General features: G+C 64.1%; 15 protein-coding genes. 7 read left to right on the top strand and 8 right to left on the bottom strand.

Going from position 1 to position 13,751, the window contains the following annotated elements; translation table 11 throughout:
- Window positions 1–359 precede the first annotated feature (359 nt).
- A complete protein-coding gene (locus AC1RUK_RS12910; RefSeq protein ID WP_436174756.1) occupies window positions 360–524 on the top strand; it encodes a YjiS-like domain-containing protein in 165 nt (54 codons plus the stop codon).
- A 57-nt stretch (window positions 525–581) separates the two neighbouring features.
- Here AC1RUK_RS12910 and AC1RUK_RS12915 read toward each other — a convergent pair whose 3' ends face one another.
- Window positions 582–1,088, bottom strand: coding sequence for a DUF1993 domain-containing protein (locus tag AC1RUK_RS12915; RefSeq protein WP_481835313.1), 507 nt, complete (start codon window positions 1,086–1,088; stop codon window positions 582–584).
- Window positions 1,089–1,212: 124 nt separating this feature from the next.
- On the opposite strand from AC1RUK_RS12915, the gene AC1RUK_RS12920 reads away from it, so the two are divergent.
- The gene (locus AC1RUK_RS12920) at window positions 1,213–2,262 is read left to right on the top strand and encodes a DUF1176 domain-containing protein (RefSeq protein ID WP_481835312.1); all 1,050 of its coding nucleotides are present in this window, start codon (window positions 1,213–1,215) and stop codon (window positions 2,260–2,262) included.
- 22 nt (window positions 2,263–2,284) lie between these two features.
- On the opposite strand, the gene AC1RUK_RS12925 is transcribed toward AC1RUK_RS12920, so the two are convergent.
- The 7 genes from AC1RUK_RS12925 to AC1RUK_RS12955 form a co-directional block, all read right to left on the bottom strand.
- Entirely contained in the window at window positions 2,285–3,181 is an 897-nt protein-coding gene (locus AC1RUK_RS12925) for an alpha/beta hydrolase (protein WP_481835311.1), read from the bottom strand.
- Between the two features lie 32 nt (window positions 3,182–3,213).
- Window positions 3,214–4,824 (bottom strand): NTP transferase domain-containing protein, encoded by a 1,611-nt coding sequence (locus tag AC1RUK_RS12930; RefSeq protein ID WP_481835310.1) that lies wholly within the window; start codon window positions 4,822–4,824, stop codon window positions 3,214–3,216.
- Window positions 4,821–5,525, bottom strand: a complete 705-nt coding sequence (locus AC1RUK_RS12935; RefSeq protein ID WP_481835309.1) for an XdhC family protein — start codon at window positions 5,523–5,525, stop codon at window positions 4,821–4,823. The genes AC1RUK_RS12930 and AC1RUK_RS12935 overlap by 4 nt, the downstream gene beginning before the upstream one ends.
- A 6-nt stretch (window positions 5,526–5,531) precedes the next feature.
- Window positions 5,532–5,870 carry an XdhC family protein gene (locus tag AC1RUK_RS12940; protein ID WP_006206050.1) on the bottom strand — a complete coding sequence of 113 codons (339 nt, stop codon included), beginning with the start codon at window positions 5,868–5,870 and terminating at the stop codon, window positions 5,532–5,534.
- A 72-nt stretch (window positions 5,871–5,942) separates the two neighbouring features.
- The gene (locus AC1RUK_RS12945; protein WP_481835308.1) at window positions 5,943–7,193 is read right to left on the bottom strand and encodes a vWA domain-containing protein; all 1,251 of its coding nucleotides are present in this window, start codon (window positions 7,191–7,193) and stop codon (window positions 5,943–5,945) included.
- Between the two features lie 4 nt (window positions 7,194–7,197).
- Window positions 7,198–8,127, bottom strand: coding sequence for an AAA family ATPase (locus AC1RUK_RS12950; RefSeq protein WP_436174749.1), 930 nt, complete (start codon window positions 8,125–8,127; stop codon window positions 7,198–7,200).
- 33 nt (window positions 8,128–8,160) lie between these two features.
- On the bottom strand, window positions 8,161–8,655 hold the full coding sequence (locus AC1RUK_RS12955; protein WP_436174748.1) for a flavin reductase: 495 nt from the start codon (window positions 8,653–8,655) through the stop codon (window positions 8,161–8,163).
- A 181-nt stretch (window positions 8,656–8,836) separates the two neighbouring features.
- On the opposite strand from AC1RUK_RS12955, the gene AC1RUK_RS12960 reads away from it, so the two are divergent.
- The 5 genes from AC1RUK_RS12960 (at window position 8,837) to purB (ending at window position 13,738) form a co-directional block, all read left to right on the top strand.
- Window positions 8,837–9,907: a branched-chain amino acid ABC transporter substrate-binding protein gene (locus AC1RUK_RS12960; protein WP_481835307.1), complete on the top strand. Its 1,071-nt coding sequence runs from the start codon at window positions 8,837–8,839 to the stop codon at window positions 9,905–9,907.
- A complete protein-coding gene (locus AC1RUK_RS12965) occupies window positions 9,907–10,941 on the top strand; it encodes a P1 family peptidase (protein WP_481835306.1) in 1,035 nt (344 codons plus the stop codon). Before AC1RUK_RS12960 ends, AC1RUK_RS12965 begins: the two co-directional genes overlap by 1 nt.
- A gap of 184 nt (window positions 10,942–11,125) precedes the next feature.
- The gene (locus tag AC1RUK_RS12970) at window positions 11,126–11,851 is read left to right on the top strand and encodes a DUF2259 domain-containing protein (protein ID WP_481835305.1); all 726 of its coding nucleotides are present in this window, start codon (window positions 11,126–11,128) and stop codon (window positions 11,849–11,851) included.
- Between the two features lie 20 nt (window positions 11,852–11,871).
- Window positions 11,872–12,372, top strand: a complete 501-nt coding sequence (locus AC1RUK_RS12975; protein ID WP_481835304.1) for a hypothetical protein — start codon at window positions 11,872–11,874, stop codon at window positions 12,370–12,372.
- Window positions 12,373–12,430: 58 nt separating this feature from the next.
- A complete protein-coding gene (purB, locus tag AC1RUK_RS12980; RefSeq protein ID WP_481835303.1) occupies window positions 12,431–13,738 on the top strand; it encodes an adenylosuccinate lyase in 1,308 nt (435 codons plus the stop codon).
- Window positions 13,739–13,751 lie beyond the last annotated feature (13 nt).

The raw sequence follows: 13,751 nt of genomic DNA on the forward strand, positions 1-13,751 counted from the left end.
TGCAATTGAGACAGTCGCACCTTAGAACCGGCTCGTTAAAAATGAATGCCTTCGATCTTAACGAGTTTAGGCGTTCGCCAGGCTGACCATGCGAACATGCTTCCAATTCAGACGGCCCGAAATGAAAAGCCGGACTGCATTTTCATGCAGTCCGGAAGTTCGCCAGGAGTGGCGAGGAAAAGCCGGCCATGTACCGGCGACGAAGCGTACGGTCGTAAAGACCGAGAAGTTTCACGAAAATATCGATTATCACGAAAAAAGAATCGAAGCGACATGGCTGCCATGCAAATGCTGCACTGCACAATCTTCATAATTTCCCTATATTAGCGGTTGTGGAGGATCAACAAGGGGCCTGATTCATGGGGTTCTTCACTGAAATGTTCGCCCGTCCGCGGCCGCAGGATCACCAGCGTTACCGCACGGCACTGGCACTGCTGAATGCGATGAGCAATGCAGACCGCGCCGATATTGGCATCAAGCCGGCCGACTTCCCGCGCATCGCGCGCGAAATGTCCATGCGCTGAATACGTCCAAGCATGAGGTTTCCCGGTCGCACCGGGAAACCTCAAAAGCATGATCGCTCAACGATTTCCGAGGAACATCGCCTTGCCCAGCGGCACGCCATTGTGGCGCAGGATGTCGTAGGCGGTGGTCACGTGGAAATAGAAATTGGGCATGGCGGCGTGCAGAAGGTATTGCAGGCCGGGCATCGAGATCTCGCGCCCCCCAAGCCTCAGTTCGACCACCCTCTCATCCGAACCCTCCAAATCGGCGGCCGAGAACGTCGCCAGATGGTCTGTTGTCTTGGCGATGCGTGCCTGAAGGTCGGCGAAGTTCGCCTCATTGTCCTCGTATTTCGGCACCTCGCGGCCAGCCAGTCGAGATGGCGCGCCCTTGGCATGGTCGGTGGCGATCTGCACCTGTCTCGTCAGCGCGAACATGTCCGGCGCCAACCTCGATGCCAAAAACACCTGTGGGTCGATCTTGCGATCAACTGCATTCTGCTCCGCCGTCGACAGCACATTGGACAGCGCCTTCAGCCGGGCCGAAAACACCGCCACGGACGCTTCGTACATCGATATTGTCACTTGAATTCTCCTATCCGGCATGAACACCGACGGCGGCACGTAGCGCCTTCGCGTATGACTTTTCAAGCGTCACCGCGTCGCCGCAATCGGCATGATAGAATTGCTCATCGACTGGAGATTCCCGATGAGAAGCGCCCTTTTTGCAGCGACCGCTTTCTTCTCCCTTGCCGCCATCAGCCAGACAGCATTCGCCGAAGACGCGCCCTATGTCGACGACCGGTCGGACGCCGCTGCGGTCATCCGCTCGCTCTACAGCGCCATCAACCGGCACGAATTCGCCCGCGCCTGGGACTATTACGGCGATACAAAGCCGGCAAAGGATTTTGATAGTTTCGTCAAGGGCTATGACGGCACCGACAAAGTCGATGTCAAAACCGGCGCCGCCTCCAGTGACGGCGCTGCCGGCAGCATTTTCTACAATGTTCCGGTGGCCATCCAGGCCACGGACAAGAACGGCGAAGCAAAGGTCTTCGCCGGCTGCTACACGCTGCGCCAGGTCAACGCCCAGGTCCAAGAGCCGCCGTTCCGGCCGATCCTCATCGACAAGGGTGCGCTGAAGCCCTCCACGGCCAATTTCGAGGACGCCGTGCCGGCAAGCTGCGGCGACGGCCCGCCGCCACCGAAGCAGGACACGGTGCTGGAACAGGCCAGGAAGGCCTTCGTCGCCACCTATGGCGACCAGTGCGACAAGCAGACCCCGGACGGCAAGCCGACAACGGAGCCGGATGCATACAGCCTGCACTACAAGGATGCGAATGCCGGCGCGGACGAACCCGAACGCGAGACGCGGCTGTTCCGCTTCTTCTGCTCGATGGCTGCCTACAATGGAAGCGCGGTCTACTATGTCGCCGATGACATCATGGGCGTCAGGCAGTTGCAGTTCGCCTCGCCGGAGCTCGACATCCGCTATGAAAACAACAACAGCGAAGGCAAGGTCGAGGCGATCCACATCATCGGCTTCCAGACTGACGACCAGCTGGTCAATTCCGATTATGACGACACGACCGGGACGATCACGTCGATGAACAAATGGCGCGGTGTCGGCGACGCCTCGTCGACCGGCACCTATCTGTTCCGCAACGGCAATTTCTCGCTGGTGCAATATGATGTCGACGCATCCTATGACGGCGAGATCAACCCGCAGACCATTCTGGATTACAACACAGCACCTTGAACGAGATCCGCGATGGTGCGGATCAAGGCGCCTTGGTGAGCATCCAGTTGAGCGTGCCGCGCCAGTCGGTCATGCGGATCGGCGTACCATGGGTGCCGGTCTCGAAGCGGACGAAGCGGGTCGGATAGGGATAGGCCTTCGATCTGGCGATGATGGAGCGGAAGAAGGCTTCCTGCTTCTCCACGGGAAATACCGGATCCTTGCTGCCCTGACCGAAGAAGACCGGCACATGGCGCCTGAAAGCGGGGCTCCCAAAAAAGCTCTCGTCCCATAGCGAGCCGAGCAGCAGCAGCCCGTCGATGCGGCGGCCCGTATCGTTGCGGGTGGCAAGCTTCCAGCACAGCGAGCCGCCCATCGAGCCGCAGGCGACGAAGATTTTTGCTGTCGGCGAGGCTTCGGCATAATGGTCGATGAGCGCCGCCACCTGGGCAGCGCCCGTGTCGCCGAAATCGGGGAAATCGGGCGACAGATAAAGGCCGCCATTGCCAGCCATCAGGTTCTTGAGGCGATTGAAATTGCCGCCGAAGGTAAAGTCGTCGGCGCCCTGCTTGCGGCTGCCGCCCTGCCCGTGCAGGTAAAGCACGATGATGCCGGCGCCTTCGGTCTTGCCGACGGCGATATGCCTGACATCGCCGGCGTCGGTCTTCAGCATCAGATCCCGCTGCACCTTGCGCACGCCGGTATCGGTGTACTGCGCATGCACCCGCCGCTCCGGCACTTCGTCGCGAGCATTGATATCGCGCATTTCGCGGTAGTCGATGACGGTGTAGGCGCCGTTGTCGGCGGACGACAGCGTCGCCGGATAGGCGAAGAGATCGTCCTTGAAGGGTTTTAGTTCGAGAGCGTCGGCGTAAGCGCCAGACGCGGCAAAAAACATCGCGGCCAGAAAGAGTCGGAGAAACTGCAAACGAATAGCCATACCTGAGCCATGCGTTTTTCAGCTTCGGTTTGTCAATCCTGCAGCACGCCGCCGGCGCCTTCCAGCGCCTCGCGGGTGTCGACATCGACCGCAGCCCCTTCGCCGATCTCGACATCGACGACATCAAGCCCTTCGGCCTCGACCAGATGGCGGGCGCCGGTGTCGCCTTCGAGATGCGCGATCGCCGCGAACAATGAACGCGGCAGCAGCACGGGATTGCCGCGCCTGCCATCATGTGCGGCGCGCACCACCGAGCGGCCGCCGGATTTTCGGAAGGCATCGATCAGCCTGTCGAGGTCGGCCGACGAGACGCCGGGCATGTCGCCGAGAACGATCATGGCGCCGGCGGTATCGGCCGCAACCCGCGCGATACCGGCCTTCAACGAAGAAGACAGGCCATCGGCGAAATCCGGATTGTCGGCCAGCGTGACATCGAGGCCAGACAAGGTCGCGCGCACCCGCTCATGCTGGTGGCCGGTGACGACGATTGTGTTCGCGGCCCTCGAGCCCAGTGCACGCTCAGCGGCGCGGCGCACCAGCGGCTTGCCGTCGAACAGCGCCAGGAGCTTGTTGGGCCCACCCATACGGCTGGAGCGGCCGGCGGCCAGAAGCACGATATCGACCTTCAACTCGGATCTTGCCGGCAGCGGCTCGCGCGGCTGCGGCCTGGTCGGGATTTCCATCAGCAGCCCGCCGACTCCCATGCCGGCGATGTCGCCGGCCGTGACGTCGAGCCCGGCGATCAGCCGGTCGAGAACCCAGTCGAAGCCGTTTTCCTTGGGGCTGCGGGCACAGCCGGGCGCGCCAATGACGCGCTTGCCATCAAGCGTGCCGAGCACCAGCAGATTGCCGGGATCGACCGGCATGCCCGCGCGGATGACGGCCCCCCCTGCGCGTTCGATCGCCGCCGGAACGACATCGGCGAAATCGCTCATCGCCGAAGCGCCGAAGATCACCACCATATCGTTGTCGCGCGCCAGCGAGGCCGCGGCCTCCGCCACCGGCGCAATCTCATGCGGCGTGCGGCGTTCCGCCGTCAGACGACTGCCGGAGCGCGCCAGCCGCGCCTCGATGACGCGGAGCGTCTTGTCCAGCACGCTCGGCTTGATGCCGGGCAGCACCGTCTGGATGACGCCGACGCGCACCGGCTGGTAGGCGTTGACGGCGAAGATCTCGCCGCCAGCACAGATTTTTGCCACCCTATCGACAAGGGCGGCGGCAACGGCGAAGGGAATGATCTTCACCGTCGCCACCATCTGGCCCTTCTCGGCCGGCGCGTGCTGCGCCAGCGTGGCGATGGTGATGGTCGGGTCGACTGCGTTGATGGCATTGATCATCGCGGCATCGACCGTGAAGACACCAGCCGTCTCGGCGTGGAGGTTGACCCGGCCGGTCGCGGCGGGCTTCGCTTCGATGTTGCGATGGCTCATGCCGGCAGCGATCTTCTCGGCCGCAGCATCTTCGCCGAGATCATCGGCGGCCAGTACGGCCGCAACGACCTCGTTTATCCCGGCGGCCTTGAGCGCTGACACATCGTCGGCGCTCAGCCGGTGCGCCTTGCGAAAACGCCGCTCGCCGGCCGTGGTCGCGTGCGCCAACACCGCACCTTCGGCCTGATCGATCGGAACCGGACCGAATTTCACGCCACTGCGCCTTTGCTTTCGAGACCGCGCGAGCGAAAGGCGTAGATTGCTTGCGCCAGCACGGCGACGGCGATCTCGGCCGGGCTCGCAGCACCGATGTCGAGACCGATCGGCGCGTGAATGCGGGCGATCTGGTCGGCACTCGCACCCAGTGCCAGCAAGCGCTCGACGCGCTTGGCGTGCGTCTTGCGGCTACCAAGCGCGCCGACATAGAAGCAATTGGCGTCAAGGGCTGCCCTTAGCGCGAAATCGTCGATCTTCGGGTCATGGGTGACGGCGGCGAGCGCCGTGTAGCTGTCGAGCGGCTGGCGCGTCAGCACATCCTCAGGCCACTCGGCGTAGAGCGCGACGTCGGGAAAGCGGTCCGGCGTGGCAAAGGCCGTTCGCGGATCGACGATCTCGGCCGGATAGCCGGCGATCTTCGCCATCGGCGCCAGGGCCTGGCTGATATGCACGGCGCCGATCACCACCAGGCGCGGCCGCGGCAGATGCGCGTTGAGAAAGAAGGTCCGCCCTTCCGCCTCGACCGAGCCGGAATTGCCGGTGCGAAACGCCCTGGCGATCGCCACTCCGAGGTCACCGGCGACTTGGTCGCCTTCGCGTACGATGCGGTCGCGGCCGTCACCAAGGTCGGTGACAAGGATCGCCGCGCGGCGGGCGCGGCGTTCGGCATTTAATGTCTTGAGCGCGTACGGATCCATAAGAGTTCAGCCCAGGCGTTCCACATAGACCTTGATGCGGCCGCCACAGGACAGGCCAACCTGCCAGGCGGTTTCGTCGGCGACGCCGAACTCGAGCATCTTGGCCTTGCCAGAGCCGATGACGTCGATCGCCTCGGTCACCACCGCGCCCTCCACACAGCCGCCTGAGACCGAGCCGTGGAAATTGCCATCTGCGTCGATGACCAGATGGCTGCCGACCGGGCGCGGCGCCGAACCCCAGGTCTCGACCACGGTAGCAATGGCAACATCCTTGCCGTCCTTCATCCAGCCTTCCGCGATGATCAGCGGGTCGCGGGCCTCATCGAGATAGATGCTGTTTTCCATGATCGCTTCTCTTGAAATCTGTTTTTCTCTGGGAGTCTGTTTTTCCGGGAGTCTGTTTTCACAAACATATGGTCATGCGGCCCGCCGCGCGCCATCGACGATCCAGCGGCGCGGATCGACCGAGCCGGCCGACTTCTTGTCCAGCGAGGCGCAGAGATCGGCCAGCGCGTCGAGATTGTGCACCGAACGGAACTCGTCGACATGCGGCAACATCGCCTTGACGCCACGGGCCCGCGCCTCGAAGCCGTCGAAGCGCAGCAGCGGGTTCAGCCAGATCAGCCGCCGGCAGGATTTATGCAGGCGCTCCATCTCCTCCGACAGGCCGGCGACATCGTCGCGTTCGAGCCCGTCTGTGATCAAAAGCACCACCGCGCCCTGCCCCAGCACCCGCCGCGACCACAGCCGATTGAATTCGGCCAGCGTGTCGCCGATGCGGGTGCCGCCCGACCAGTCCTTCACCGCCGCCGAACAGTCGGCCAGGGCGGCATCCGGATCTCGATGGCGCATCTGCCGCGTCAGGTTGGTCAGGCGCGTACCGAAGACGAAGGCATGCACGCGCCGGCGCTTTTCCGTCAGCGCATGCAGAAAGTGCAGGAAGATGCGCGTGTATTGGCTCATCGAGCCGGAAATATCGGCCAGAACCACCAGCGGCGGATGGACCTCACGGGCGGAGCGGAATTTCGGCAGGATCAGTTCGCCGCCGGTGCGCGCGGCCGAACGCATCATGGCGCGCGGATCGACACGGCGGCCATGCGCATCGGCCTTGAAGCGCCGTGTCCGCACCATATCGAAAGGCAGCTGCAACTGAGCGATCGCCTTCTTGGCGTCGGCCATCTCGGCGGCATCCATCTGGGCGAAGTCCTTGCCGCGCAGCACCTCGTTGCCGGAGAAGGTGAAACGGGCGTCGACCTCGATCTCCGGTATTTCCTGCACCGGCTGGTTCTTCTGATGGCCCTCGAACATCGCCTGGCTGACGCGGTTTTCCGCCGCGCGGGGCTTTTGCTTCTCTTTGTTGTCGGGCGCTACGGGCGAAAACATCGCCAGCATCTTTTCGATCAGGTCGCGCGATTTCCAGAACAGCCGGAAGGCTTCATCGAAGGTCGGATGATCCTCATGCCTGGAGACCAACACGGCATGCAGCGTCCAGTAGAAATCGTCGCGCGAACCGATGCCGGCGGCGAGCACCGCCTCGATCGCATCCTTGACCGAGGCCGGTCCGACCCGCATGCCGGCCTTACGCAAGGTGCGGGCGAAATAGACGATGTTGTCGGCGATGCGCCCGTCCACCTCTGCCTCTCCGGGGTCGGGACGCGGCGCCTTCATTGCCTTACTCCGCCGCCGCGAGCTCGGCCCTGACCTCGTCGAGGATGCGCCGGCCCTCGCCCGCGCCGATGCGGGCAATGTCGTCCTGGTATTTCAACAGCACGCCGATCGTGTCGGACACCGTTTCCGGATCGAGCGCCACCTTGTCGAGCTCGGTCAGCGCGCCGGCCCAGTCGATGGTCTCGGCAACGCCCGGCGCCTTGAACAGCTCGACCTGGCGCAGCTTCTGGATGAAGGACACCACCTCGGCCGAGAGCCGGCTGTTGGCCTGCGGCACCTTCCTGTGCACGATCTCGAGCTCGCGCTCGGCGTTGGGGTAGTCGACCCAGTGGTAGAGGCAGCGCCGCTTCAGCGCGTCGTGGATTTCGCGGGTGCGGTTGGTGGTGATGATGACGATCGGCGGCTCTTCCGCCTTGATCGTGCCGAGTTCGGGCACCGTCACCTGGAAATCGGAGAGGATCTCGAGCAGGAACGCCTCGAAGGCCTCGTCGGTGCGGTCGAGTTCGTCGATCAGGAATACAGGGGCCGCACCCGCCTTGCCGGTCAGCGCGTCGAGCACCGGGCGGCGGATCAGGTATTTTTCGGAGAATACATTGCGCTCCATGTCGGAGCGCACGACCTTGCCGGCCGCCTCCTCCATGCGGATCTCGATCATCTGAGCGGCATAGTTCCACTCGTAGACGGCGGAGGAGACATCGAGCCCTTCATAGCATTGCAGGCGGATCAGCCGGCGGCCGAGCGCCTGCGCCAGCACCTTGGCGATTTCGGTCTTGCCGACACCGGCCTCGCCTTCGAGGAACAGCGGCCGCTTCATGCGCAGCGATAAAAACAGCACCGTCGCCAGCGAGCGATCCGCGACATAGTCCGCACCGGTCAGGAGATCGAGCGTCTCGTCGATCGTCCGCGGCGCCGGGCGCGGTTTCAGCTCGGTCATCCTGTCTCCGTGGGTGCGGCCCATCCAGAGCCCCTAGAGCGCGTGGTAGCCGCGGTCGTGATAGATCAGCGGCCGCAAATTATCGCCGATGCGCAAGCCTGTCACCTTGCCAAAAAGCACACGGTGGGTGGCCAGATCCTTGGTGTCGAACAGCTCGCAGTCGAACACGGCGAGCGCACCCTTCAAGGTCGGCGCGCCGGTCGAGATGACATCCCACTCGCCGAGCGCGAACCGCTCCTCGACCGGCAGGCCGGTGATGCCCGAGAAACCGATCGACAGCGGCTCCTGGTGCGAAGCCAGCGTGTTCAGGGCGAATTTGCCGTTGATCACGAATGGCTCATTCTTGGGATTTTCGCTGTTGAGGCACACCAGGACCGTTGGCGGCGTGTCCGACACCGAACAGGCCGCGATGACCGTCGCGCCGCGCCTGCCAGCAGGGCCGTCGGTGGTCACCACATGGACGTGGCCGGCAAAATGGGCCATCGCGTCGCGATAGGCCTGCGGCCCGATGTCGTTCTTCTTCAGCACTGATGATTTTCCACAAGTCGAAACCCGATCGTTATATATGGCGGCATACGGCATGCCACAAGCGAAGTGCTTGACCCACATCCCGAAATTCGCGTGTTGCACCCGGGACGAGCAGCCTTTAGGTCTTGGCGGGAAGAGGCGCCGGGAGCATGCATCCGGCACGGAGGAATTCTTCGTCAGAATGCGACCCTGGACAGCGACAATAGCGGCACTGCTCTGGCTGCTCCCTGCAGGCGTCAGCGCCCAGACACTGCTAATCGGCATTGCTGCGCCGCTGTCCGGGCCGTCGGCGATCCTCGGCAAGCAGATCGAGGCCGGAGCCAGCCTGGCGACCGAGGCAAACGGCGTCGAAGTCAAGACGGTCGACGATGCCTGCACGGCCGATGGCGGCGCTGCCGCCGCACGCGACTTCGCCGCCGCGAAAGTCAGCGTGGTCGTCGGTTTTCTCTGCACCGAAGCGATCGAGGCGGCGCTGCCGATCCTGAAGGACGCCGGCATACCGGTCATCACCGTCGGCGTGCGCACCGAAAGCCTGACCGACCGGCGCGCCAAGACCGGCTGGCCGGTCTATCGGCTCGGGCCGCGCGGCGACGACGAGCGCAATGCCGTCGCCACGATCCTCACCCGTCTGTGGCAGAAAGAGCTTTTCGCCATCGTCGACGACGGGACCATCTACGGCCGCGAGATCGCCGAGACGCTAAGGGCAGCAGCCGAGCAGGCGAGGCTGAAACCGGTGTTCGTCGACACCTTCCGGCCGCAGCTCGACAACCAGATCGGGCTGATCGGCCGGCTGAAGAAATCCGGCGCGACGCATGTCTTCGCCGGCGGCGACGGCGACGACATCGCCATCATGGGCCGAGATGCCGGCGAACTCGATGCCGGCATGACCTTTGCCGGGGGCGAGAATATGCGCACGCCGCCGGGCGACGTGCCCTATACAGCGGGTACGCTGATGATCGCACCGCCCGAATGGGCTGATGTCGCCGACCCCAAGGTGCTCGCGGCATTTGCCGCCAAGAGCATCATTCCGGAGGGCTACACGCTGCCCGCCTATGCGGCGGTCGAGATCGCCAAGGCGGCCGCGGCGGCGGCCGAGACCTCCGGCGGGCCGTTGCCGGAGCTGCTCACCGCGCATGACTTCACCACTGCGATCGGGCCGGTCCGTTTCGACGAAAAGGGCGACCTCAGCCAGAACCCTTACCGCGCCTTCCGTTTCGACGGAACGCGTTTCGTGCCTTTCGAGACGCAGTGATGTTTCGCACCGGACCGGGCAATCTGATCACCGATGTCGCCGGCCTCAGCGTCGGCAACGCCGCCGACGCCAAGCTGAAGTCGGGCGTGACGGCGATCCTCTGCGACGAACCGGCGGTGGCCGGCGTGCAGGTGCTGGGCGGCGCACCCGGCACGCGCGAGACCGACTTGCTCGAGCCGCAGAACTCCATCGAGGCGATCCATGCCGTCGTGCTCTCGGGCGGTTCGGCCTTCGGCCTCGATGCCGCCTCAGGCGTACAGGCGGCCTTACGAGAAAGGAACATTGGCGTCGAGGTCGGCGGCTTTCGCGTGCCGATCGTGCCGGCGGCGATCCTGTTCGACCTGCGCAATGGCGGCGACAAGGACTGGGGCCGCTATCCGCCCTATCGCGACCTTGGCTACGAAGCCGCCCAGGCCGCAGCGGCCGACTTTGCCCTCGGCACTGCGGGCGCCGGCACCGGCGCGCTGACGTCGGGCCTCAAGGGCGGACTCGGTTCGGCTTCACTGGTGCTGGAAAGCGGCGTCACCATCGGCGCGCTTGCCGCCGTCAACCCGACCGGCTCGGTGACGGTCGGGCAAAGCCGCCACTTCTGGGCCGCACCTTTCGAGATCGGCGACGAGTTCGGCGGGCTTGGCTATCCCTCGCCGATGCCGGAGGACGCAAGAAAGATCCTGCTGAAGTTCCGCGACCGGAAGTTCACCGGCAAGGGTACGGACAGGCAAGAGGACATCGGCGGCAACACCACCATCGCAGTGATCGCCACCGACGCCGTCCTCACAAAGGCCGCCGCCAAGCGTCTGGCGATATCGGCGCATGACGGGTTCGTCCGCGCCATCTGGCCGACGCACACCCCGGCCGATGGCGATCTGGTGTTCGCGCTGGCGACTGGCAGGAGCGGCATAACCCTTTCAGCCAACGACGCCATCGACCTCTACGCGGCGGCCGGCGCCACCATGGCGCGCGCCATCAGCCGCGGTGTGCATGCAGCGACGCCGGCCGAAGGCGATCTGTTTCCGGTCTGGTCGTCGCGTTAGAGTGCCTCAACCTTTGATAGAAACGCCGCGAATTTTGCTGGCGTCGGTCATGATGGTTCTCCCTTGAAACTGCCGACAATGACAATCGACGTCGAGATTGGATGCATGGCTTTCAGGTAGCACGACGTTTTGATTGTCTCGTGATAGGGAAGAAAACGTGCCCGGCTGTGCGAATGGAGAGCCAATGCGAGCCCTTGTCCTGTTTGCCGTTTGCCTGCTGGCCCAGCTTGCGACCCTGGTCGCCGTGCGGGCCGGTGACGTCGCCGAGCTTGAAATCCTCGGCTTCACCAAGGATGGCGGCGCCTTCGCCTTCGAGGAATATGGCGTCCAGGACGGATCGGGTTTCCCCTATGCCAATCGCTACTACATCGACATCAATGACGACACGTTCCTGAAGGGCACGCCGATCAAGGTTCGGCTCGACGACGAGAACGCCACGCTCGAGGCGGCGCGCCTGCAGGCCCGCCAGAAAGGCGAAGCGATCGTCAGCCAAGCGGAGCTCACCGCCAATCGCGGCATCACCGCCGGCATCAACCCGGTGACCGAACTCTCGGCCGATCCGTTCCGCATGGTGGTCAACCCACGGCCGATCTTTTCGCCGGTCGACCCTCCGCTCGAATTCCGGCTCGACGAGATCGGCATGAACGACACAGAGCGCTGCCAGAGCCTGGGCGAGATCAACGGCTTTCGCCTGCTGCGCATCGAGGCGAAAGATGGTGGCCAGACACATCTGTTGCATGAGGACAAATCGATTCCCCAAAGCCGCGGCTGCCCGAACGGCTACCAGATCGGTGCGGTACAGACATTCTCGCTCGACAGTATCAGCGCCTATGCCGTGCTGATCGCCGTGCGGCAATACGGCTTCGAAGGGCCGGACTTCCGCTGGATCGCGGTAACCGGCCGCCTGTGACACCGCTTCCTCAACCCGCCATGCGCAATCACACCCGGAGTCGTCTGCGGCGCGCCTTGCCATCGGCGCGCGCCGCCCTTTTCGGCGCCTTGTTGTGGGGCGCGACGATGGGCGCCAGCGCATTGATCAATCTCCTCATGGACGATTGGGAGACGCCGGAGAAGATCCGTGTCGTGTCACTGCTTTTCGCCGCCGGCGGTGCGCTGGCGTTTCCCGTTGGCCTGTTCCTGGCGCGGCTCGTCTCACGAGGCCGGCACTGGGAGGTCACCTTTGCCGCGGCCTTCGTCTGCCTGCTCGCCGCGACGATCGCTTTCACCGGTGGGCTGTTTGCCCTGCAGTACCGCTCCTACTATGCCGAGTGGCATGCGCCGGCATTCACCATCACCTGGGCATTCGAGCTCGTGTTCACGGGGTTGACCGCGCTCTACCAGTTCGTCGTCCTTGGCATCCGGCTCTATTTTCCGCTCGGTTTCGCGGCACTCGCCGTCGCCAGCGTCTGGTTTGCGCGCCAGCGGCGTTGAGCATTTGGCCAGCCTCTGTTAGGACGCGGGCGAATCCCTCGCATGTCAGGACTGACCGATGATCCCTCGCTATTCCCGGCCGGAAATGGTCGCCATCTGGTCGCCCGAAACCCGCTTCCGCATCTGGTTCGAGATCGAGGCCTATGCCTGCGACGCGCTGGCCGAGCTCGGCGTCATTCCGAAGGAAGCCGCGAAAACCATCTGGGAGAAAGGCAGTGCGGCGAAATTCGACGTCGAGGCGATCGACGAGATCGAACGCGTCACCAAGCATGACGTCATCGCCTTCCTCACCCATCTCGGCGAATTCGTCGGACCGGACGCCCGCTTCATCCACCAGGGCATGACCTCGTCGGACGTGCTCGACACCTGCTTTGCCGTGCAGCTGACCCGCGCCAGCGACATCCTGCTCGCCGACATCGACGGGCTGCTCGCCGCGCTCAAGCGCCGCGCCTTCGAACATAAGGACACGGTCACCATCGGCCGCAGCCACGGCATCCATGCCGAACCGACGACCTTCGGCGTCAAGCTGGCGCAGGCCTATGCCGAATTCTCACGCTGCCGCGAACGGCTGGTGCACGCGCGCGAAGACATCGCCACCTGTGCCATCTCGGGCGCGGTCGGCACCTTCGCCAACATCGACCCCTATGTCGAAGAGCATGTGGCGAAGAAGCTCGGGCTGAAGCCGGAGCCGGTGTCGACGCAGGTCATCCCGCGCGACCGCCACGCCATGTTCTTCGCCACGCTCGGCGTCATCGCCTCGTCGATCGAGCGGCTGGCGATCGAGATCCGACATCTGCAGCGCACCGAGGTGCTGGAAGCGGAGGAGTATTTCTCGCCGGGACAAAAGGGCTCGTCGGCGATGCCGCACAAGCGCAACCCGGTGCTGACCGAGAACCTCACCGGCCTGGCCCGCATGGTGCGCTCCATGGCGCTGCCGGCGATGGAGAACGTGGCGCTCTGGCACGAGCGCGACATCTCGCATTCGTCGGTCGAGCGCATGATCGGGCCGGACGCGACAGTGACGCTCGATTTCGCGCTGTCGCGGCTGACCAGCGTCGTCGACAAGCTGCTTGTCTACCCCGACAACATGCTGAAGAACATGAACAAGTTCCGCGGCCTGGTGCATTCGCAGCGCGTGCTGCTGGCGCTGACCCAAGCCGGCGTCAGCCGCGAGGACGCCTACCGGCTGGTGCAGCGCAACGCCATGAAGGTGTGGGAGCAAGGCGCTGATTTCCTTGAGGAACTTTTGGCCGACAGGGAGGTGACCGCGGCACTCCCCGAAGCCGAGATCCGCGAAAAGTTCGACCTTGGCTACCACACCAAGCATGTCGACACGATCTTCAAGCGCGTGTTCGGCACGGCCTAAGCATTCGAGCGGA

Source organism: Mesorhizobium monacense (assembly GCF_056781675.1).

Coding starts and splice junctions, on each gene's coding strand:
- AC1RUK_RS12910 (WP_436174756.1), top strand. CDS start 360: ATGGGGTTCTTCACTGAAATGTTCGCCCGTCCGCGGCCGCAGGATCAC.
- AC1RUK_RS12920 (WP_481835312.1), top strand. CDS start 1,213: ATGAGAAGCGCCCTTTTTGCAGCGACCGCTTTCTTCTCCCTTGCCGCC.
- AC1RUK_RS12925 (WP_481835311.1), bottom strand. CDS start 3,181: ATGGCTATTCGTTTGCAGTTTCTCCGACTCTTTCTGGCCGCGATGTTT.
- AC1RUK_RS12935 (WP_481835309.1), bottom strand. CDS start 5,525: ATGGATCCGTACGCGCTCAAGACATTAAATGCCGAACGCCGCGCCCGC.
- AC1RUK_RS12940 (WP_006206050.1), bottom strand. CDS start 5,870: ATGGAAAACAGCATCTATCTCGATGAGGCCCGCGACCCGCTGATCATC.
- AC1RUK_RS12945 (WP_481835308.1), bottom strand. CDS start 7,193: ATGAAGGCGCCGCGTCCCGACCCCGGAGAGGCAGAGGTGGACGGGCGC.
- AC1RUK_RS12950 (WP_436174749.1), bottom strand. CDS start 8,127: ATGACCGAGCTGAAACCGCGCCCGGCGCCGCGGACGATCGACGAGACG.
- AC1RUK_RS12960 (WP_481835307.1), top strand. CDS start 8,837: ATGCGACCCTGGACAGCGACAATAGCGGCACTGCTCTGGCTGCTCCCT.
- AC1RUK_RS12965 (WP_481835306.1), top strand. CDS start 9,907: ATGTTTCGCACCGGACCGGGCAATCTGATCACCGATGTCGCCGGCCTC.
- AC1RUK_RS12970 (WP_481835305.1), top strand. CDS start 11,126: ATGCGAGCCCTTGTCCTGTTTGCCGTTTGCCTGCTGGCCCAGCTTGCG.
- AC1RUK_RS12975 (WP_481835304.1), top strand. CDS start 11,872: ATGCGCAATCACACCCGGAGTCGTCTGCGGCGCGCCTTGCCATCGGCG.
- purB (WP_481835303.1), top strand. CDS start 12,431: ATGATCCCTCGCTATTCCCGGCCGGAAATGGTCGCCATCTGGTCGCCC.